At 60.7% G+C, this 19,345-nt stretch carries 18 protein-coding genes and 1 pseudogene; 11 read left to right on the top strand and 8 right to left on the bottom strand.

The genetic code is table 11. The features are described from left to right. The first annotated feature begins 103 nt into the window (after positions 1-103). The 6 genes from ACODNH_RS04955 to phoU all read left to right on the top strand — a co-directional run bounded on the left by ACODNH_RS04955 (position 104) and on the right by phoU (position 6,650). The gene (locus ACODNH_RS04955; RefSeq protein ID WP_434531014.1) at positions 104-1,807 is read left to right on the top strand and encodes a DUF7343 domain-containing protein; all 1,704 of its coding nucleotides are present in this window, start codon (positions 104-106) and stop codon (positions 1,805-1,807) included. Positions 1,808-2,279: 472 nt separating this feature from the next. Further along, complete coding sequence (locus ACODNH_RS04950) at positions 2,280-2,993, top strand: DUF7344 domain-containing protein (protein ID WP_434531013.1); 714 nt, start codon at positions 2,280-2,282, stop codon at positions 2,991-2,993. A 56-nt stretch (positions 2,994-3,049) separates the two neighbouring features. Then, positions 3,050-3,598, top strand: coding sequence for a DUF7344 domain-containing protein (locus ACODNH_RS04945; protein WP_434531012.1), 549 nt, complete (start codon positions 3,050-3,052; stop codon positions 3,596-3,598). Between the two features lie 544 nt (positions 3,599-4,142). Beyond that, the gene (gene trkA, locus ACODNH_RS04940; RefSeq protein WP_434531011.1) at positions 4,143-5,474 is read left to right on the top strand and encodes a Trk system potassium transporter TrkA; all 1,332 of its coding nucleotides are present in this window, start codon (positions 4,143-4,145) and stop codon (positions 5,472-5,474) included. Between the two features lie 57 nt (positions 5,475-5,531). Then, positions 5,532-5,843 carry a hypothetical protein gene (locus ACODNH_RS04935; RefSeq protein WP_434531010.1) on the top strand — a complete coding sequence of 104 codons (312 nt, stop codon included), beginning with the start codon at positions 5,532-5,534 and terminating at the stop codon, positions 5,841-5,843. A 126-nt stretch (positions 5,844-5,969) separates the two neighbouring features. Next, positions 5,970-6,650 carry a phosphate signaling complex protein PhoU gene (phoU, locus tag ACODNH_RS04930; RefSeq protein WP_004591593.1) on the top strand — a complete coding sequence of 227 codons (681 nt, stop codon included), beginning with the start codon at positions 5,970-5,972 and terminating at the stop codon, positions 6,648-6,650. A gap of 283 nt (positions 6,651-6,933) precedes the next feature. On the opposite strand, the gene radB is transcribed toward phoU, so the two are convergent. From radB to ACODNH_RS04915, 3 genes are read right to left on the bottom strand one after another with little or no spacing between them, the layout of a single operon-like run. Then, positions 6,934-7,644: a DNA repair and recombination protein RadB gene (radB, locus tag ACODNH_RS04925; protein WP_306708114.1), complete on the bottom strand. Its 711-nt coding sequence runs from the start codon at positions 7,642-7,644 to the stop codon at positions 6,934-6,936. Between the two features lie 42 nt (positions 7,645-7,686). Then, on the bottom strand, positions 7,687-7,926 hold the full coding sequence (locus ACODNH_RS04920) for a hypothetical protein (protein ID WP_434531009.1): 240 nt from the start codon (positions 7,924-7,926) through the stop codon (positions 7,687-7,689). Beyond that, a complete protein-coding gene (locus tag ACODNH_RS04915) occupies positions 7,916-8,527 on the bottom strand; it encodes a hypothetical protein (protein WP_434531008.1) in 612 nt (203 codons plus the stop codon). Before ACODNH_RS04915 ends, ACODNH_RS04920 begins: the two co-directional genes overlap by 11 nt. 188 nt (positions 8,528-8,715) lie before the next feature. Here ACODNH_RS04915 and ACODNH_RS04910 point away from each other — a divergent pair, with 188 nt between their 5' ends. Next, complete coding sequence (locus ACODNH_RS04910; RefSeq protein WP_434531007.1) at positions 8,716-9,480, top strand: hypothetical protein; 765 nt, start codon at positions 8,716-8,718, stop codon at positions 9,478-9,480. A gap of 2 nt (positions 9,481-9,482) precedes the next feature. On the opposite strand, the gene larC is transcribed toward ACODNH_RS04910, so the two are convergent. Then, complete coding sequence (larC, locus tag ACODNH_RS04905) at positions 9,483-10,808, bottom strand: nickel pincer cofactor biosynthesis protein LarC (protein WP_434531006.1); 1,326 nt, start codon at positions 10,806-10,808, stop codon at positions 9,483-9,485. Between the two features lie 46 nt (positions 10,809-10,854). Then, positions 10,855-11,271, bottom strand: coding sequence for a universal stress protein (locus tag ACODNH_RS04900; protein ID WP_306708106.1), 417 nt, complete (start codon positions 11,269-11,271; stop codon positions 10,855-10,857). Positions 11,272-11,471: 200 nt separating this feature from the next. Here ACODNH_RS04900 and ACODNH_RS04895 point away from each other — a divergent pair, with 200 nt between their 5' ends. Together ACODNH_RS04895 and ACODNH_RS04890 are read left to right on the top strand one after the other, a co-directional pair. Continuing rightward, positions 11,472-13,697, top strand: coding sequence for a CDC48 family AAA ATPase (locus ACODNH_RS04895; protein ID WP_005538167.1), 2,226 nt, complete (start codon positions 11,472-11,474; stop codon positions 13,695-13,697). A gap of 187 nt (positions 13,698-13,884) precedes the next feature. Beyond that, positions 13,885-14,899 (top strand): annotated as a pseudogene (locus ACODNH_RS04890) (NADP-dependent oxidoreductase). Between the two features lie 18 nt (positions 14,900-14,917). Here the strand turns inward: ACODNH_RS04890 and ACODNH_RS04885 are convergent. Continuing rightward, positions 14,918-16,060 (bottom strand): CBS domain-containing protein, encoded by a 1,143-nt coding sequence (locus ACODNH_RS04885; protein WP_434531005.1) that lies wholly within the window; start codon positions 16,058-16,060, stop codon positions 14,918-14,920. A gap of 108 nt (positions 16,061-16,168) precedes the next feature. Between ACODNH_RS04885 and ACODNH_RS04880 the strand changes: the two genes are divergently transcribed. After that, a complete protein-coding gene (locus tag ACODNH_RS04880) occupies positions 16,169-16,489 on the top strand; it encodes a lycopene cyclase domain-containing protein (protein ID WP_434531004.1) in 321 nt (106 codons plus the stop codon). Positions 16,490-16,689: 200 nt separating this feature from the next. On the opposite strand, the gene tnpC is transcribed toward ACODNH_RS04880, so the two are convergent. Next, complete coding sequence (tnpC, locus tag ACODNH_RS04875; protein ID WP_434530227.1) at positions 16,690-18,075, bottom strand: IS66 family transposase; 1,386 nt, start codon at positions 18,073-18,075, stop codon at positions 16,690-16,692. Positions 18,076-18,295: 220 nt separating this feature from the next. Here tnpC and ACODNH_RS04870 point away from each other — a divergent pair, with 220 nt between their 5' ends. After that, positions 18,296-18,775, top strand: coding sequence for an HTH domain-containing protein (locus ACODNH_RS04870; RefSeq protein WP_434531426.1), 480 nt, complete (start codon positions 18,296-18,298; stop codon positions 18,773-18,775). A 13-nt stretch (positions 18,776-18,788) separates the two neighbouring features. On the opposite strand, the gene ACODNH_RS04865 is transcribed toward ACODNH_RS04870, so the two are convergent. After that, positions 18,789-19,142 (bottom strand): hypothetical protein, encoded by a 354-nt coding sequence (locus ACODNH_RS04865; RefSeq protein WP_434531003.1) that lies wholly within the window; start codon positions 19,140-19,142, stop codon positions 18,789-18,791. Positions 19,143-19,345: the final 203 nt, after the last annotated feature.

Here is a 19,345-nt window from a genome sequence, read left to right as displayed (position 1 = left end):
TGGGACACGCAGGCAACTATCACTGAATTATCAAGTGTGAGTTGAAGTGACAAGGAGACTATGTGCCAAAAAGGATATTGTCCCGCTGTGACACCCGTACTGTATGAGACACCGAATCGTGAGCGTAATCTGCGCTTTACTCCTCCTCTTGACAGTCGCGTCTGTCTCCGTAGGTGTCGCTACCGCAGCGGATGCCGAGCAGTATACTGAATACACAACGACGGGCAACGAAACGGTGCCAGCGATACAGTCGGTTGAGCCAACACAGGCTACCGCGGACGGGCCGAACGGGAACGCGTTCGTCTGGGAACAAATAGACGGCGAGCAGGCCAGTGGGTATCAGATCGCGGTAACAGTTACTTCACCACAAGAAAATCTCACGGTCTGTGCGCGTGCGAACGAGTCGGCGACCTGTACGTCGGTCGGTCCGAACGGAACTGCAGCTCTCAGGACCCCCGGAAGGGCGGGACTCGATGATCTCTCTATCTCTCTCCGCAACACGAGTTCCAACGCCACGCTAGATACGCAGTCGGCGTCTTTGCAGCCGATTCAGCGTGCCGGTGATATTGACGATGACGGGCTCAACAACAGCAACGAGGTGGCCCAAGGGACGAACCTCACTGGCGCTGACACTGACGGCGACGGGCTGCTGGACGGGACCGAGGTCCACCAGCACGGGACGGACCCAACGGCCGCAGACACTGATGAAGACGGTGTCACCGACAGGACTGAGATTCAACAGGGCACTGACCCACGTCAGGGCGACACGGACGGCGACGGGCTCTCGGACGAACGCGAACTGGCACTCGGAACGAATCCGACTGTCGCCGATACTGACAGCGATGGACTGTCCGACCAGCGAGAGGCGTCCGGCGAGACCGACCCTACCGACGCGGACACGGACAACGACGGCGTCGTCGACGGTCGGGAGCTGGAGGTCGGCACGAACCCGGTACAGGCCGACACTGACGATGATGAGGTCGCTGACGGAAGGGAGCTGGCCATAGGAACAGACCCGACGGTCGCAGACACTGACGGTGATGGGATAGCGGATGGGACAGAACTCGAGGCGGGAACCGCACCCACCGAGAGTGACACAGATAGTGACGGTCTCAACGACGGAAAAGAACTGGCGGCTGGGACGTCGCCGACCACCGCAGATACGGACGGTGACAGTCTCAACGATGGACGAGAGGTTTCGGACCTTGGAACGGACCCGCTCGCGGCCGATTCAGACGGTGACTTCCTGACCGACCCGCAGGAAGTTGCCTGGGGAACGAACCCGAACAGCATGCTGACGCCAGCGTGGGTGACAAGTTCGCTACTGGGGTTCCTGATCGGGATCGGGCTGACAGTCGCGGCGATCAGGCGTGGCTGGGTCACGAGGCTCTCCACAGCGGTCAGACTGGTCACCTATCGCCGCCTCGAACTGGACCGGGAGATAATCGAGGTCAACCGTGAAATCGAGGCAACGGACAGGGTGGTCGAAGCTGACGGTGCAGACATTGACCTTGAGACCGCGGCTGAAGCCTTCGAGCAAGCCGACCGGGAACTCACCCCTGACGCGCAGCTCGTGAAACTGATGCTGCAAGTCGAGAACGGCCGTCTGCACCAGACTGACATTGTTGAGGCGACGGACTGGTCGAAAGCGAAGGTGAGTCGTCTCCTTTCGCGGATGGTCGACGATGATGAGGTCGTAAAAATCCGTCTCGGCAGGGAGAACCTCATCTGTCTGGAGCGGGCAAAGCCCGCAGCGGCGAACTCACCCCATGCGGACGATATCAAGCCGCCGACGCCTGGCGGATAAGCCGGCTCACGAATCGGGGTAGCCGGGTTGCTAGTGGCATCACTGCACAGTGAGGGGTGAGTCTTCGCCAAACACACCTGTCCGCCGCTGTCACGATGGTCGGGAATCGGCCCATAACACCGTCCGGCAGAGGCAAACGTACGCTTCTTTCCCACTTTTATCCCTTCTAAGCCGGGAAAACGGTAGAACCAGCCGAAATTCAACATCTGCCACAGCACGTATCTGTACTTTTTCGAATACTAGTTGCTGTCGCAACGGTGAAACAATTCGGTATGGTGCGTGAAACAGTAATAGAAAGTAAGACCTTGGCAGAAAAACCGCAATATAGGCGTATTAGCGCTTTACGAGGTGATTCAATCGTATTATTTCCAGGGTAAGTCAGCCATTACCGGCCCGCTAAATCGGTGAAACAGTCGCAATCGGCGGAACAGTCGACCCAGTATATGTCGGGTGCTGGGGAAGGAGAGAGCACATGTCGATAGCTGAAACGACTTCCGAACCCACGGCAACCGAGGCTGAGGAGTCCGCGACAGACGAGTCGTCGTCTACGGACTCCCAATCGGACGACGAGCTCACCCGCGACGACCTCTTCCACGTTCTCCAGTGTCGCCGCCGCCGTCTGGTTCTCAAGTACCTCCACGAGCATCCCGGCGATGACCCGGCTGATATGAGCGACATCGCAGAACACATCGCGGCGCTGGAACACGACACGACGGTCGACTCACTCCGCTCGAAACAGCGCCAGCGCGTCTACATCGCGCTGTATCAGTCCCATCTCCCAAAGATGGACGATGCGGGTGTTATCGACTACAACCAGGACCGGGGACTCGTCGAAGCGACCGCGCTCGCGAACTCCTTCAACAAATATCTCGACGAGGAACCATCACTTCTGTCAGCGCCGACTGCAGAATCGACGCCGTCAGCCGAGTCTATCACTGAGCATGGTCGGACAGGTTCCCACACGTCGGCCGGTGAGCGGTGGTCAGGTCGGTATCTCGGGACCGCGTGTGTGGCACTGCTTGCGGTCGGTGGACTCGCACTCAGCGAGGCCACAGTGTCAGGTGTCGCAGTCGCGCTCGTCGTGAGCGTGGTATTTGTAGCACTGGCGGCGAGCCATCGGCTTTCACTGTCGGCACCGCAGTCGCTTGCTGACCGGCTACGTGCTGCTCTCGATACGGAGCGGTAAGCTACGTACTGGACAGATGTGTGCACACAGCGGTACATCCGAGGGGGCATAAGCCCATGCGACCGGCAGTGGGACTCGCCGCCGTCCTTGATACCGGGGAAACGTCTGCGCCACCAGACCAGACCGGCCTCGATGATGCGACGATATTCGATATTCTCGGTAACGAGCGCCGCCGCGTATGCTTACACTGTCTTGCCGAACACGAGACAGCGCTATCTGTCAGTGCGCTGAGCCAGCAGGTGGCGAACGTCGTCGCCGATGCAGAGACCGATAGTGACGAGCTCTACGACAGTGTCTATATTTCACTCTGTCAGACACACCTGCCCAAGCTCGACGCTGTCGGACTGGTAGAGTACGAGCAGGACCGAAAGCGGGTCCGCAAAGGCCCCAGATTCGATGCTATCAGAGATCAGTTCGAAGCGGCCCGCACAACCGAGGACCAGTCGAGCGACAGCTTTCGATCCGAGACCATCGTACGCGTCCTGACGGTGGCGATAGGCGCAGCTGCGGTCGTGAGTCCGCCGGCGGCCAGAACCGTACTGCTTTTCGGACTCGTTTCGATCCACTGTCTCATCCTTATACTTGCGTCCACAATTGGTTACTAAGCCTGTCTATATCGCCGGAAGTAACACCCACACTAGCCAACGATGGATAGTAGTCACCTGTTACTATACTGAACAGTCCGTCAGGCGGCCGCTGCCTGTTGGACAGGGCCGCAGACGAAAGACCCGTGTCGCTATCGTGTCGCAGTTCTTGACGGCAATTGCCTGAATTTACCGGCAGAAGTGCGCGTCTACCGGGAAGATAGCGGGCGTAAAGAAGCATATAATCAAACGGTAGGGAGACAGAGAGAGTGTCGTATGACCGACTACGCCAGTATGCGAAAGGCGATCGAAGAGACGAAAGAGTCGTTCGATTCGGTCGAAACGGTTCCAACGTCGGTCAGCCCTCTGTCCTTGGTTAGACGTGCCACTCCGAGATGAGCCGTAAGCGGGTCGCAGGCTACATGTTCACTGGCGGGTCGGCACTTGTACACGGCCGGGTTCGGTGACCTGTCCGCCCCGACGGGGCCGACCCGCTGACCGGATGACAATACACTTCACCCATCGGTGGAAAGCTGATGCATATGAATCAGGCGGAGGCGCAGCCGTGTATATCGTAATCGTCGGCGCGGGAGAGGTCGGTTCGAATATCGCCGAAAGCCTCGCGGAAAGCCACGAAGTCGCCGTCGTAGATATCGACCCAGACCGTGTGGAGAGCCTGATGTACGAGGCCGACGTACTCGGCGTTGAAGGAGATGGCGCGGAACTCGACACGCTCGCGGAGGCCGGTATCGAAAAAGCCGACGTACTCATCGCCAGCACCGACGATGACGAAACGAATATTGTCACTTGTGGGACGGCAGTAACGGCCGCTGACCCGTTCACCATTTCCCGCGTCAAGAGTGCGAAGTTCCTCCGGACCTGGGAGAAATCCGGGGGCGCCTTTGGCGTGGATCACATGGTTGCGACGAACCTGCTCACTGCAGAGAATATCGCCCGAGTAATCGGGCTTCCTGGCTCGCGCGACGTAGAAACATTCGTTGACGGACAGGTCCAAATGGGTGAGTTCGAGGTGCGTGCATCCAGCCCAATTGCGGACCAGACCGTCGCGGAGGCCGACCGCTACGAGTCACTGACCTTCGCTGCCGTGTTACGCGGTGACGAAGTCATTATCCCACGCGGAGAGACCGTTCTCAGAGAGGGCGATGACATCATTGTGATCGGCAGTTGCGAAAGCGTTCGTCTGTTTGCAACTGAAATCGCACCGGAGTCAAAGACGACGCAGAATGTCCTCATCGTCGGCGGAAGCGATGTTGGCTATCACACCGCACGACTGCTTCAGGATCGTGGCATCAAGCCGCGGCTCATCGAGCAAGACCACAACAGGGCGCGTGAACTCGCGGAGGACCTGCAGGGAACAACCGTGCTGGAGAGTGATGCAACGGATAGCGAATTCCTCGAACGGGAACACGTTTCAGACGCCGACGCCGTGGTTGCGACGCTCGACAGCGACGAAAAGAACCTTCTAGTGACATTGCTGGCCAAGCGACTCGGTGCAGAGCGAACCGTCGCCGTCGTCAACTCGGGCGAGTACGTTGACCTGTTCGAGGCTGTCGGCGTCGATGTGGCTGTCAATCCCCGCGAAACGACTGCCGAAGAGATTACACGGTTCACCCGGGAGTACGACGCAACAAAGGTTGCTATCATCGAATCCGACCGCGCGGAGGTGCTGGAAATCGAGATATCCACCGACAGTGTCCTCGCTGGGCGGCCGATTCAGGAGTCAGTACAGGAACTGCCGACCGGCGTGGTCATCGGGGCTATCAGCCGCGGCGGCGAACTTGTCATCCCTCGTGGTGACACCGTCATCGAACCCGGTGATCACGTCGTGGTGTTCGTCGACGCCGACTGTCTGGAAGCAGTCAACGACAAATTGTAGCCGTTCCGAAGAAGCCGTACCCAAGGGACTAAGCTTGTCTCCCGCCTCAGCTAGTGTATGGCTTCCGTTGCGGACCGTGTCGTACTCTCGTTTGCCCCCAGCACTGCCGATGGGGACCCGTGGTCCGGCGTCGATACCGAGTGGATCGCCGATGAACTCCGCGGAGACACCTATCAACAGTACCTCCGACGCACCCATGGCGGCCCGGTGGCCGTCGGCGAGGAGTGGGACGAGTTCGTAAGCTGTGGCTGTGCAACACCACAAGACGTGGTTCTGCGTGTCGAACGAGTTGAGGGCGGAACAGCACTTGGCGACGCAACGATTCTTGGGATTCATCCCCGTAACGACGCAGAGGCAGTGCTACAGTAGTCGTTTCTCGCTGTCGAGTATGGCTGTCCCTGCATAGCACGCCCGCTACTGCCGTCACGCCGGACGGTATCGGGAGATATTGGGAGAAGGGAAAGGCTGATGCATACCACCAGCACATTCCGGACTATGCCACGCGATTCCTATCAGGAGGGACTGAACTCGCTCCGCGAGGATGTCCTCTATATGTCAGAGATCGTCCTCGAGCGGCTACGCCTTGGACTGGATGCGCTCGAACAGAAAGACGAAGAGATGGCCCGGGAAGTCATCGAAGGCGACCACGAAATCAATCAGCTGTATCTCGACCTCGAACAGGACTGTATCGACCTGCTGGCGCTGCAACAGCCGGTCGCGTCCGACCTCCGCTTTATCGCTGCGTCGTTCAAGATCATCACCGACCTCGAACGGATCGGTGACCTCGCCACGAACCTCGGCGAGTACTCGCTCACTGCTGAACGCGACGTGTTCCCCGAGGTCGACATTCAGGACGTCGCCGACGTGACCATCGAGATGGTCGAAAACGCCATGGAAGCCTACAGCGATCAGGACGCCGACCAGTGCTATACCATCGCCGACATCGACGACGAGGTCGACGAACGGTGTGAGGCGGCCTCCGAGACGGTCGTGCGCGACCTCATCGAGCGCGAGATCGACGCCGACTCCAGCGAAGCCGAGATAGAGCAACTGATGGCTGACGTCTCCCGGCTCCTGCTGACCATCCGGGACATCGAGCGGGTCGGGGACCACGCCGTCAACATCGCCGCGCGGACGCTGTACATGGTCGAGAACGACGACGACCTCATCTACTGAACCTTTTTCATCGTCGGGTCGCCGAAGGCGACCACTCCTCGAAAAACGTTCATGAAAAAGGCCGAGCACGGCACGCCGTGCTCGGTGAAACCGCGCTCGCTCCGCTCGGGCGGTATGCATCCTGCAGACCATAGCAGCACAAAACCGCGACAGCCACACGCCTCCCCAGCCGACTGCGTTGCTCGGCTCACTTCGCTCGCCTGTGCGACTCGTCCCTCGCGCTTGCGACGCGGCCGTCGCCGCGACGGCGCGCGCCTGAGTGCGTTGTCGAGTATCGAGCGACCTACTGCGGCGTTTCGGGCGTGTCGTCGCCCACAAGCCCTGAGTCGGTGATATGGAACTGGGCCGTGTCGCCGGCCGGCTTGGCGCGGTGTTTCTCCAGCGTGGCGCGTCGGTTGCCGCCACGGAACCGGTCCAGACGGACGATTGCCCCGGACCAGTGGTTCAGGGTGTGACCGCCAAGTGCCGTCGAGCGGTCACTCTCCGGGTCGGTAAACACCTGATTCGTGTACAGGACGGCAATGTCGTGTTTACGGGCCAGCGAGAGGAGGTGGGTAATCTGGCGGGCCACGTCCCGTAGTGTCTCGCCACCGTCTTCGTCGTCCCGGCGAAGCCGGTAGAACCCGGTCGCGCTGTCGAGGACGATGAGTTCGACTTCGGCGGCAAACTCGGCGGCGTCCTGGACGGCTTCGGTCTGTTCGTCGTAGTCCAGTGCCTCTGTGATGATTAGTCGGCCGGCGAGGTCGTCCACAGTCTGGGCCGTCCCGCGTGCGCGGCCGCTGGCGACCTGCTCCATCCGGTCAGCCGAGAGCCCTTCGGTGTCGATGTACAGCGCCGCGTCGCCGGCGGCGGCAACTTCCATCACCGCCGACAGCGCGAAATTAGTCTTTCCGGCCGCTGGCGGGCCGTACACCTGCGTGACCGCGCCACGCTCCAGCCCACCACCCAGGAGGTCGTCGATCGCGTCACACCCGGTCGGGACGTACTCGCTCACGGGCAGTGGTTGTGCAGGTTCGGGTAAAAACGCTCGCAACTCTCAGTCCCGGCGGGGGAGAAAGCGGTCGATAGTTTCACTCACAGCGTCGGGCTCATCCAGTTGCTCATTCGCGAACCGCATGTCGAGGTCCCAGTGCCGGTGAAGCACAATCCCCTCGTCGGTAGTGCTGTAGCCATTGAATGAGTCCCATGTGGCGACTGTCTTACCGAATGGGATCGATCGCTTGATGCCGGCCCCACTGAGGGTGTAGGTACGTGCCTGGGTTCTATTAAACGGCATCGTCGCAACCGGGAGCAGGAACTGACCGACCGACCAGAGCCACGTGCTGTGTTCGGTCAGGAATACGACACCAAAACTCGCACAGCCAACGAGGAATACCGGAAGCATCGTCAGGACCAGCCGGTTCCGAGCGCGGTCGGGCCAGCCGGCGGTAAACGATTCGTACTCGGTTACGTCGGCTGAGAATTACGTCGGTGTAGCGCGAGCGTGTAATGAAGCCCATCGCCAGACCAGGGACGACCGCAGCGAGCATTCCGAAGAAAAACCCAACGAGCGCCAGAGCGCCGTATTCCGGCGCAAAAAAGAGTGCGGCGGTCGCATAGCTAGCTCCGAAAAGCAGCGGGAGCCAGCGGGCCTGTGATCCCCCCAGCGCAACCGCGAGACCGGGTCGTCGCCACGTCGCGAGCCACCCGAGGCCGGTGACGACTGCGACAGTCAGGAGCGCGACGATGTAGAGGGCAGCGTCGGCACCGACGCCACCCCAGACCGCAGTCGCCGTGACCGTCGGCCCGACGGCCAGCAGCGCAACGAACAGGCCAAGCACAAAGGCAAACATGCCGTCAGTGCTCCGGTCAGCCCGCTTGGCGGCGATTGTTGACATGTCTCAGAGATGACTACGGTAAATATAAAAAATGGTCGACCTGTTTGCCTGTGGCGGGCCGGCATATCCAACGAGTACCGCCGCGACAGCGTCGGCAGAGAGCAGAGCCTCCGACCATAGATAGCGGAGTCGGGACGGTCATCCTGACACGCCAGCACGCGTAAGTGAGTTGCGGAGTAATTACAGTCGTGATTGTCGTCGTCACCGAAGACTTCGAAGTGTACCACGGTGTCGTCAACGAGCTACGCGACCGTGGCGTGGCGTTCACGACCATAGAACCGGGTGACGAATGGCCCGAGGAGGCAGAGGTCGCGGTCATCGCGGCGGGGGAGTCGGTCGAAATCCCCGACGATGTCGACCTCGTGCAGGCGGACCCGGACACACCGCGTCGCGCCGTCGAAGCTGTTATTTCGACGCTCCGAGGTGGCGACGGTCGCACCGTCATCGGTATCGACCCCGGCGAACGGCCGGGCGTCGCGATTCTCCATGGCGACATGGTCGTCGCAGCGTTTCAGGTGCCCGCGGCCGACATCACCGAAATCGTCCGCGAGGAAGTCGAAGACGCGGTCGAACCAGTCGTGCGTATCGGCGACGGCGCACGGCTCGTCGGCGCGCGCATCATCGACGAGATCCAGTCCGTGCCGGTAGAGCTGGTCGACGAAACGGGAACGACGCCGTATCTCGGCTCCGGTGCGCGCGGGATGGGTGACGTGCTAGCCGCGGTCAACATCGCCCGCCTCAACGGTGAGGAAATCGAAAGCCGAACCATCGAGCCGACCGCGGGCGAACTCCAGAAGATCAAGGATCGTTCGCGGGAGGCCAGCGATACAAACCGGGCGATCAGCGAGGAACTCGCCAGGCAAGTCGCGACCGGCGCGCTCACCGTTGAGGAAGCACTGGCCGAACACGGCAGCGACAGTTCGACCAGCGAGGGAGAACCTGACAACAGATAGCGCTACTCCTGTACCATCCGCTCGGCTCGTTGCATCACCTCGCGGACGGGGAGTCCGGTCGCGTCCGCGACGGCCGCGGCGTCGTCGTACTCCGTGCTCACGTCGAACACCGTGCCGTCGGTGTCGCTTGCGACCTTGACCGTGACCTCGAACTGCTCGCCATCAGCGGAGAGCACAACTGTCTCGTACTCCCGGTCGGCGACCCAGCGGTGGCCGGCCCCGGATTCGCGCACGCCGAGCGTCCCGGTCGCTTCGGCGAGGCGGCGCGCGACCCGCTCGGCGTCTTCCGGCCTGCAAATGACCTTGACGATGTGGCCGGGCCGTGACTTCTTCATCGTCGTCGGCACTATCGACACATCACGAGCGCCGACCTCCGAAAGCGAGCGCTGGAGGTCGCCAAGCACCTCGGGCGGGACGTCGTCGACGTTCGTTTCGAGGACCGTGATTTCGTCGCGGCGGAGTCGCCCCGCGCCGTCGCCGACCATCGCCCGCAAGACGTTGGGGCGGTCGTTGAGGTCCCACCCTCCAGCGCCGTAGCCCGACGCATCGATGTCGAGCGGCGGCAGCGATTCGGTCCCGTCGGCGATGTGTGCGAGAATCGCTGCCCCGGTCGGCGTCAGGACTTCCCTGTCTATAGGGCCACCCTGCAGCGACCAGTCGGCTTGCTCTGCGATCTCGACCACCGCGGGAGTCGGGACCGGGTAGGTACCGTGGCTCATCTCCACGGTGCCGCCACCCGTCGCTATCGGCGTCGTCACGACCTGCTCGACGTCGAGATCATCCAGCAGGAGACAGGCACCAACAATGTCGGCGATAGCGTCGTCGGCCCCGACTTCGTGGAAATGCGTGTCATCGAGATCCGTTCCGTGAACCGACGCTTCAGCCTCGCCGAGTATCTCGAAGATTGCCAGCGCGTCCGCGCTGACGGTCGCTGGTAGGTCCATCCCCTCAACGAGTTCGACGACCTCGGCGTACGTTCTGCTTGGGCCGTGACCCTCTGCGTGGGTGTGGTCGTGGTCGCCGTGGGAGTGAGAATGTGCGTCATCGTCCCCAGTGTGGCCGTGTTCCTCATCGTGGGAGTGGGAATGCGAGTGGTCGTTGTGAGTGTGGTCGTGGGAATCGTCGCCATCACCGGCGGTGTCGGATAACAGCACTTCGACGCGCGTTGCAGCAATCCCGCAACGGTCCACTTCGGAGACGGCGTACTCGACATCCAGCACGTCCTCGATCGGCGACAGGGCTTCGCGGTCGGCCCCGGCAGCCAGCAGCGCCCCCAGAAGCATATCACCGGCCGCGCCCATCCGGCCATCGAAAGCGAGTGTTCGCATACCCGGAGGGTCAGACCGCGCCAGTAAAAGCCCTCTTGCTACGTCCTCAAGTCCGGCGGACGATGTGGATATCGTAGTCTTCGCCGTCTGTGACTTCGCCGATAGGGACGACGATGTCCTCGGTGTCGTCACTGCCGAGGAACACGACGCTGGCGTCGACATCGCGGGCGGTCTGTCTGATCGTCGTCGACAGTTCGCTGGTGGAGTGAGCGCTTACGTCGTCGTACCGGAGTTCGGAGTCGTCGGTCGCCTCCTCGATCTTGCGCCGGAGGTCGTCAGCGGCGGTTTCGGCGGCGAAGTCCTCGCTCGGGTCGACGCGGCGGCGGCGCTCGGCGTAGTTGGCGCCGGTCGGGATAAATGCGACAGCGACGACATCCTCGTCAAGCGAATCAGCGTAGGTGACGGCGCGGTCGAGCGCAGCATCTGCGAGCGGTGACCCATCGAAGGGAACAAGAAATACCATATCGGCGCTATCGCGTCCAGCCTTATGAAACGCGGCGATGGCGGCAGCCTGTGTCACCGGCACCCAGGCCGGGAGCTATTTGCCCCTACTGTGCGGTATGTTATTAGGTGTCATATAAACCCGTCGCCGTGCGTCTTGCCCGCCGGTAGCATAAAGCATATCTCCGGGGCTACCCGAGTTCGTTGTAAGCAGGCTCTACTATGAACGAAGTCCAATTGGAAGTGGCGAAGGCGTACCCGAACGACTCGGGACGCGGTATCGCCAGACTTGACCCCGATACGTTGTTGCACCTCAAGCTCTCTCCCGGTGACATCATCGAGATCGAAGGGAGCGATACGACCGCGGCCAAGGTGTGGCGGGCCGACCGGCAGGACTGGAACACCGATACTGTCCGTATTGACGGCTTCACGCGCCAGAACGCCGACGTGGGTATCGGCGAGCGCGTCACGATCCGCAAGGCTGAGGCCGAGAAGGCCGACAAGCTCGTGCTTGCCCCGCCCGAGGAGGCGTCGGTCCAGTTCGGCTCTGACGCCGCCGGGATGGTGAAACGGCAGATACTGAAGCGGCCGGTCGTCGAGCGCGACATCGTCCCAGTGATGTCCTCGACGAACCATCCATTCATGCGCTCGCCCGGGCAGGCTATCCCGCTCATCGCCGTCGAAACCGAGCCCGAGGGTGTCTGTCTCATCACCGAAGACACCGAGGTGGAACTCCGCGAGGAACCGATCTCCGGCTTCGAGAAGACCGGCGGCGGCATCACCTACGAGGACATCGGTGGGCTGCAAAACGAGATCCAGCGGGTGCGAGAGATGGTCGAGCTGCCGATGAAACACCCACAGATATTCAAGAAGCTCGGCATTGAGCCGCCACAGGGGGTGTTGCTCCACGGGCCACCCGGCACCGGAAAGACGCTGCTTGCGAAGGCAGTCGCCAACGAAACTTCGGCCAGCTTCTTCTCTATTGCTGGCCCCGAGATCATCTCGAAGTACTACGGTGAGTCCGAACAGCAGTTACGCGAGATATTCGAGGACGCGAGCGAGGAATCGCCCTCGATCATCTTCATCGACGAACTGGACTCCATCGCGCCCAAGCGTGAGGATGTGACCGGCGAGGTTGAGCGCCGTGTCGTCGCCCAGTTGCTGACGATGATGGATGGCCTCGAATCGCGCGGACAGGTCATCGTCATCGCCGCGACGAACCGTGTCGACAGTGTCGACCCGGCGCTGCGCCGTCCCGGTCGATTCGACCGTGAAATCGAGATCGGCGTCCCGGACGAAGTGGGCCGGGAAGAAATTCTCCAGATTCACACCCGCGGCATGCCGCTGTCCGACGACGTGAACCTAGCGAAGCTGGCGACGGACACGCACGGCTTCGTCGGGGCCGACATCGAGAGTCTCACCAAGGAGGCCGCGATGAAGGCGCTCCGGCGGTACCTCCCCGAGATTGACCTAGACGAGGAGGACATCCCACCGAGTCTCATCGACCGGATGATTATCAAACGGGACGACTTCAAGGGCGCACTCAACGAGGTGAGTCCATCGGCGATGCGGGAGGTGCTGGTCGAACTCCCGAAGATGTCCTGGGATAACGTTGGCGGGCTCAGCGGACCCAAAGAGCAGGTTCAGGAAGCCGTCGAGTGGCCGATGAACTCCCCGGAGAAGTTCGAGCGCATGGGCGTGACGCCGCCGTCTGGGGTGTTGCTGTACGGCCCACCCGGTACCGGGAAGACGCTCATGGCGAAAGCCGTCGCCAACGAGACTGACGCGAACTTCATCTCGGTCCGTGGCCCGCAGTTGCTGAGCAAGTGGGTCGGCGAGAGCGAGAAGGCCATCCGGCAGACGTTCCGGAAGGCCCGTCAGGTCGCTCCGACCATCATCTTCTTCGACGAACTTGACTCGCTGGCACCGGGTCGGGGCGGCGAGATGGGGTCGAACGTCTCTGAGCGTGTCGTTAATCAGCTCCTGACCGAACTCGACGGGCTGGAAGAGATGGAGGACGTGATGGTCATCGGCGCAACCAACCGGCCGGACATGATCGACCCGGCGCTGATCCGTTCGGGTCGGTTCGACCGGCTGGTGATGATCGGCGAGCCCGATATCGAGGGCCGCGAGCAGATCCTGAAGATCCACACGGACGACACGCCGCTGTCGCCCGACGTGAGCCTGCGCGAACTGGCCGAAGTCAGCGATGGGTTCGTCGGCTCAGACCTCGAATCCATCGCCCGGGAAGCCGCCATTGAGGCACTCCGTGAGGACGACGACGCGGAGGAAGTCGAGATGCGACACTTCCGGCAGGCGATGGACAGCGTGCGGCCAACCATCACTGACGACATCCGCGAGTACTACGAGCAGATGGAAGAGGAGTTCAGAGGCGGTTCCAGCCCGCAGCGCCAGGCCGGAAGCGGCGGCCGGATCGGCTTCCAGTAACTCCGGCGACCTCGATTCCTGTCCCTCGCTGCGATTCAAACGCGTTTTTCTACTTCAGCGTTCCCGACCAGCGATGCACTTTCGGCTGGCTGCACAATACCTGTGTATAATTATTAGATAAACTATAAAACCGGTGTTTGTTTCTCCTTTCGAAGCCCCCTTTCGGGTCACAAGTGTATAAGGGGTGATGCCGAACACAAACCGCGTTTACAGGCTAGCAAAGCGCCCCGAAGGAACTCCCGACCACGATACGTTCGAACTTTCCGAAGAAGAAATCCCTGAACCGGGGCCTGGTGAGGTACTCATCAAGACGCTGTACCTCTCTGTCGACCCGTACATGCGCGACCGGATGCGAGACAGCGAATCGTATGAAGAGCCGTGGGACGTGGGCGACGCGCTCAAGGGTGCTGTCGTCGGTGAAGTCGTCGAATCTGAACGGTGCACGCTTCGACGAAGGCGATGTCGTCACCGGTGAGCTAGAGTGGGCGGAGTACGCCACAGCACCCGGACCGGTACTGACAGAGGTCAATCCGGAACTCGCACCGATTTCGACAGCACTCGGCGTTCTGGGGATGCCGGGCCTGACAGCGTACTTCGGCACCCGAGAAGTCGCACAGCCGTCCGCCGGGGATACGTTCGTTGTCACCGGAGCCGCCGGGGCCGTCGGCTCCGTGGCAGGACAGCTCGCCAAGCTTCAGGGCGCACGTGTCGTCGGCTTCGCCGGCTCCGACGAGAAAGTCTCGTTCCTTGAAGACGACCTCGGCTTCGACGTGGGTATCAACTACAAAACGACCGACGACTACCGGTCCGCACTGGACGAGGCCGCACCGGACGGCGTCGACGCTTACTTCGACAACGTCGGCGGACCGATTACCGACGCAGTGTTCACGCGACTCAACACCGATGCACGCGTCGCCGTCTGCGGACAGATCTCGCTGTACAACAGCGAGGATATACCGGTGGGGCCGCGCAAGCTGACACAGGTCATCCAGTCCCGGGCGACCGTCGAAGGCCTCCTTGTCTCCGACTTCGAGCCGCGGTTCGAGGAAGGAACGAAGCAGCTCGGTCAGTGGGTCGCGTCCGGCGACATCTCCTACCGAGAAACCGTCACCGAAGGCATCGAGAACGCGCCCGACGCGTTCCTCGGGCTGTTCGAGGGCGAGAACATCGGCAAGCAGCTCGTGCAGGTCGCCGAGCGGTAGAAAAGAGCGACTATCTGGTTATAGTTCGCCGAGTTTTCGGAGGAGCTGGCCGCGGTACTCCTCGTCGGCCTGAACGCCTTTCAGCTCGAGCACGTTGCGCTCAAGCTTGTCGAGTGCGACGTTGAACGCGGTTTCAGCGCCGTAGCCTTCGCCGGAGCCGGCTGCCTGTCCCTTGTTGGTCCGCAGGCGGATCTGGCACTGGATGAGCGGCGTGCCACGGAGCTTCTCCTTGTGCTCGTGGAACCGAACGTGAGCGTGCTGGACCTGCATCGCTCCGTACTTGTCCGCGACCGTTTCGATGTCAGCCCGGAGGTCCGCACGGGAGATGGTGTCCAACAGTTTGATGTTCGTAATCTGAACGTCCATGTGTTCCTCCTCGGTGTACGTCAGTGCGCGGAGCACGTCGGTCTTCGTGAGGATGCCAGCGACATGGGTGTCCTCGTCTTCCGGCGTGACAACGAGTCCGGCGAAGTCGTTTTCGAGCATCCGCGCAACGGCGTCCTCGACAGAGTCGCCGAGTTTCGCCGTCTCCACTGGGCTGCTCATCACGTCGTAGACGGGCATATCGAGCACGCGCTCAATCTCGCCGGAGCGGTCGCCCCGCGTCGTCTTGTTCATGTCTCGGACGACGACATCGACAATATCGTGGCGCGTGACCATCCCGGTCAGGCCATCGTCGTCACCGAGCACCGGAAGCCGGGAGATGCCGTGTTTCCGGAGGAGATTGACGACTTGCCCGACGTTGGTGTCTTCGGACACCGTGATGACATCTCGCGTGTAGATGTCCTCGACGCTCAGCGCGTCGAGATTGTCGAGAACCGCATCGAGGATATCGTCCTCGGTGACGATACCCCAGAGCTCGCCCGCCTCGAACACCGGCGCGAGCTTGACACCACCCTCGACGAGGACGCGCGCGACTTCGCGCACGTCATCGGTACGCTCGACCTTCGGTGCCGAGCGCGTCATCGCCCCCGCTTTCGCGTTGTCCTCGACATGGGACTGGACCAGCTGTTTCTGCGTGATAACGCCAGCGTAGTCACCGTCTTCCGTGACGATGATACCCTTGGGATTCTCGCGTTCGAAGATAGACCGGACTTTCCCCAAGCGCTTGTTGGCGTCAACCTCGACAAATTCTCTGGTGGCGATATCAGCAATATCCATCGTTCTTCACAATTCGTAGATTCGACGTGTGGGGTTATCAAGGTTGGTTTAGTCCCCGGAAACCAAGAGACGAACTAAACTTTAGGCCCTTGGATCTAAGGTGGCTGTATGCTGCCTGACATCGGCGTCTTCGGCCCCTACACGTATCTGGTCACAGAAGTGGTATGGGGGACTGTTGCGCTCGTGTTGCTCTGGCGTGCGCGCGCTCTTCGAATGGCCGCCAAGACCATCGTCGTGCTCTATCCAATTGCGTACGTCTGGGACTGGTACACGCTGACTGTCGGTGTCTTCGCAATCAAACTCCGAACCGGTGTCTACCTCCTTGGGATTCCCATTGAGGAGCATATCTTCATGATCGTCGTTCCCGCGCTCATCCTCGGTATCCACGAGAATCTTCACGGTCTTTCGTCCGGGTCGAACAGCGAATAGTTAGAGATCCGATATCGTTTTCAGCTGTTAACCGCACCCGAGCCAGCGTTACGACTGGAAGTTTCGCGGCTCACCGAAACGGCTGATTTCTCCCATATTACGTCGTGAAACCGGTATCTGAACTATGTAGACATCTCTCACAGTATCTATATGTGTCAGCCGAGAGTGTCGTCTGATAGCTATGAGTGATACGTACGTGTTTACCCCGATGACTCAACGGCCGGCACAGCCTGATCTCGTGAGATCATCTCGTTGTTTCGGGAGACTCGCTTGAGTTCGTCATAGGGATTGCGTCCCTGCTGGCGCCACGTCGCCAGCAGGGACAGCACCGTCTCATGAACGAACATCCCGCGGTCATTGCGGAGTGTTCCGATAAGTTTCCGGAGAACCACCGGTTCACGGAGCGCGTTTTCGGCGGCATTGTTCGTCGGAGAGACCGCTGGCTCACCGACGAAGGTGAGCCAGTGGTCGAGGCCCCCTTCGATTTTTCTGATAAGTGTTGCCACTGGTCCGTCGGGAACCGACCGCTCAATCAGCGACTCAAGCTCTCTTCGTGCAACACGCTGGAGTTCTGCTCGCTCACGAAGAGTCAAGTCGCTCTCCAGTCGCGTCTGGAGAGCGACGTACAACTGCTTGAGAGAGTCGTAAATCGGTTTGCCTTCTGGCTGCTTTTCAGCGGCATCTTCAGCCTCTCGCAGAATATGTGCCCAACACCGTTGGAGATTGTCGCTGAAAGCTGGATAGGCCGTCCACCCATCACAGATAACTGTTCCCGCGAAGTCCTCGCCGAGGACTTCCGCGGGAACGTCGCTTCCACGACTTTCTCTAACCGCGTAGAGCGTATGGTTCTCGGTGGTGAACGTCCAGATCCATGCTTGCTCACCATCCCGTTTGACGCCTGTTTCGTCGATGTGGACAACGTCAGCCTGCTGGATCTGACGGCGGATCTGCTCGTATTCACAGCGACCGGCGCGCGCAGCGCGCTCGGTCGCGTGCCACGCGGCCGCGCCTGACAACTCCAGTTCATGCAGCTGCTCGAAACGGTCTGCAATCTTCCGATAGGGGAGGCGGTAGTCGTACCTCGACAGTGCTGATTGGGCGATAACGTTCACCCCGAACTGCCCCTCATCGGGGCAGTCGGGGTGTGTAGCGACTGTCTCAGTCCCACAGGAGTCGCACTGGTAGCAGTGGCGGTTGTACTGCGTGACTTCTGGTGGCTGCGGGTCCGGTATCTCCTCGACGAGTCGGGGGCTGACGCCCACCGACTCGTCGAAGTGTTGGCCACACTCTGGACAACAGTCACAGGTGACCTCAACTTCTTCGTCTGGATCAGCTGTAGAGCGCCACTCTGGGTCGTGACCGTCCTTCCGTCCAGGAGTGCCGCCATCAGTTCTGACATCGTCGCCTTCGTCATCTTGCGAGGTCGGGGACTCGTCAGTCCCCGACCGTCGCTTACTAGGCGGTGTATGTGGATTCTCGTATTTGCGAAGCCGTGTTTCGAGTTCTTCGATTCGCTCTTGCTGCTCTTCGATCCGTTCGTCCTTTTGCTCAAGCTTCTCCTCCAGCTCGTCAATTCGCTCTTCCATCTGGAGAAACCGTGAGAGAAGTTCGTCTTTACTGAGGTCATCCCAATCCACTATGACCACCTCAGCGTTACCTCAGCAGGGTCACCGGGATGGTCTCCGAGCGGAGACCATCCCTGGAGAAATCCAATTAGCCCTTGCTGAGGGTACATATGCCCCCGATTGGTCGCCTGTTACGAGATAGTGGCGAAGTTCATCGGGGCTAAACACGTACAGTGATACTATCCCAACATCTCACATCGAGCTGTATGTCCGGTCGATGCTACCCGACGGCGCACACGAACGGCAGGAAGACGTCATCGACCGTCTCCAGACGCTCAAGGAGAACGACCATATCGACGGATTCAACGTCATTGTCTGGGGCAAGCAGATCGCGCCACAGTCGGCCGCTGCACGGACGGAGGAAGGCAAGTACATTCTGAACCGTGTCGCCGAGTTCAAACAGTGGGCACTGAGCAACAATGTCTCGCTCGAATCGTTCTATCAGGACACGACCGTGGATTCAGAAGTCGCGGAGTCGGCGTACGACGCCATGGCGCTGCCCGTCATGGGGTTGGCTGAGTACGACGGCAACGAACTCGTCCACGTCGCACCCTGTACGAAAGATGACGTCGTTCACACGATCCTAGACCGTCTCGAACGTCTCGAAGCGGGCCAGCCACCCGCTCTCGATCAGGAGCGCGGCGGCGTGAGCATTGTCTAACGAGTGGGATCCGTTACGAGGACCAGACCGCGTCGACGTACGGTTCGAACTCATCTGTCGCCGACAGCACTTCAAGCACTTCTTCGGGATCTCCGGCCAGCTTGTACCCCGGCCGTCCTTTCCCCGTCGCTGACTCCGTCTGTTCGGTGAGCAACAGCCCCTTATCGGCGAGTCGGCCCAGCGCCGAGATGACTTTCTGGCGCTCGACACCGCCGAACGGCTGTCGGTCAATATCCGCAAGATGTGCCTTCGCCGTCTGGGTCACATGATAGGAGTGGGTTGGTGTTTCGCCGGCTGTTTCGAGTTCTGCAACCGCCAGTAGGACGAACTGTTCGAATGCGTCCGCCGACTGGACCTGATCTCTCATATGGATGACTCTAACGCGGTTGGGGCAAGAAACTATGGGATGAGCCTGTCGGATCGGGAGTTCCATGCCGGCCCTGTCAAACGACATCGGCGTCAAAAGCCCTGTCTCGAGGACAGTCGAAAGTGGGTCCGGGTGGATTCGGTGGACGGACGTCGAGATGCGCGGACACAACTCGTCTGGTTCGAATCCATCAGTCACTGCCG

It is taken from the genome of Haloarcula sp. NS06, from assembly GCF_051122755.1.
Taxonomy (GTDB): Archaea; Halobacteriota; Halobacteria; order Halobacteriales; family Haloarculaceae; genus Haloarcula.
The sequence above is the reverse complement of the archived record's forward strand: the minus strand, read 5'-3'. Positions and strand labels throughout refer to the sequence as shown.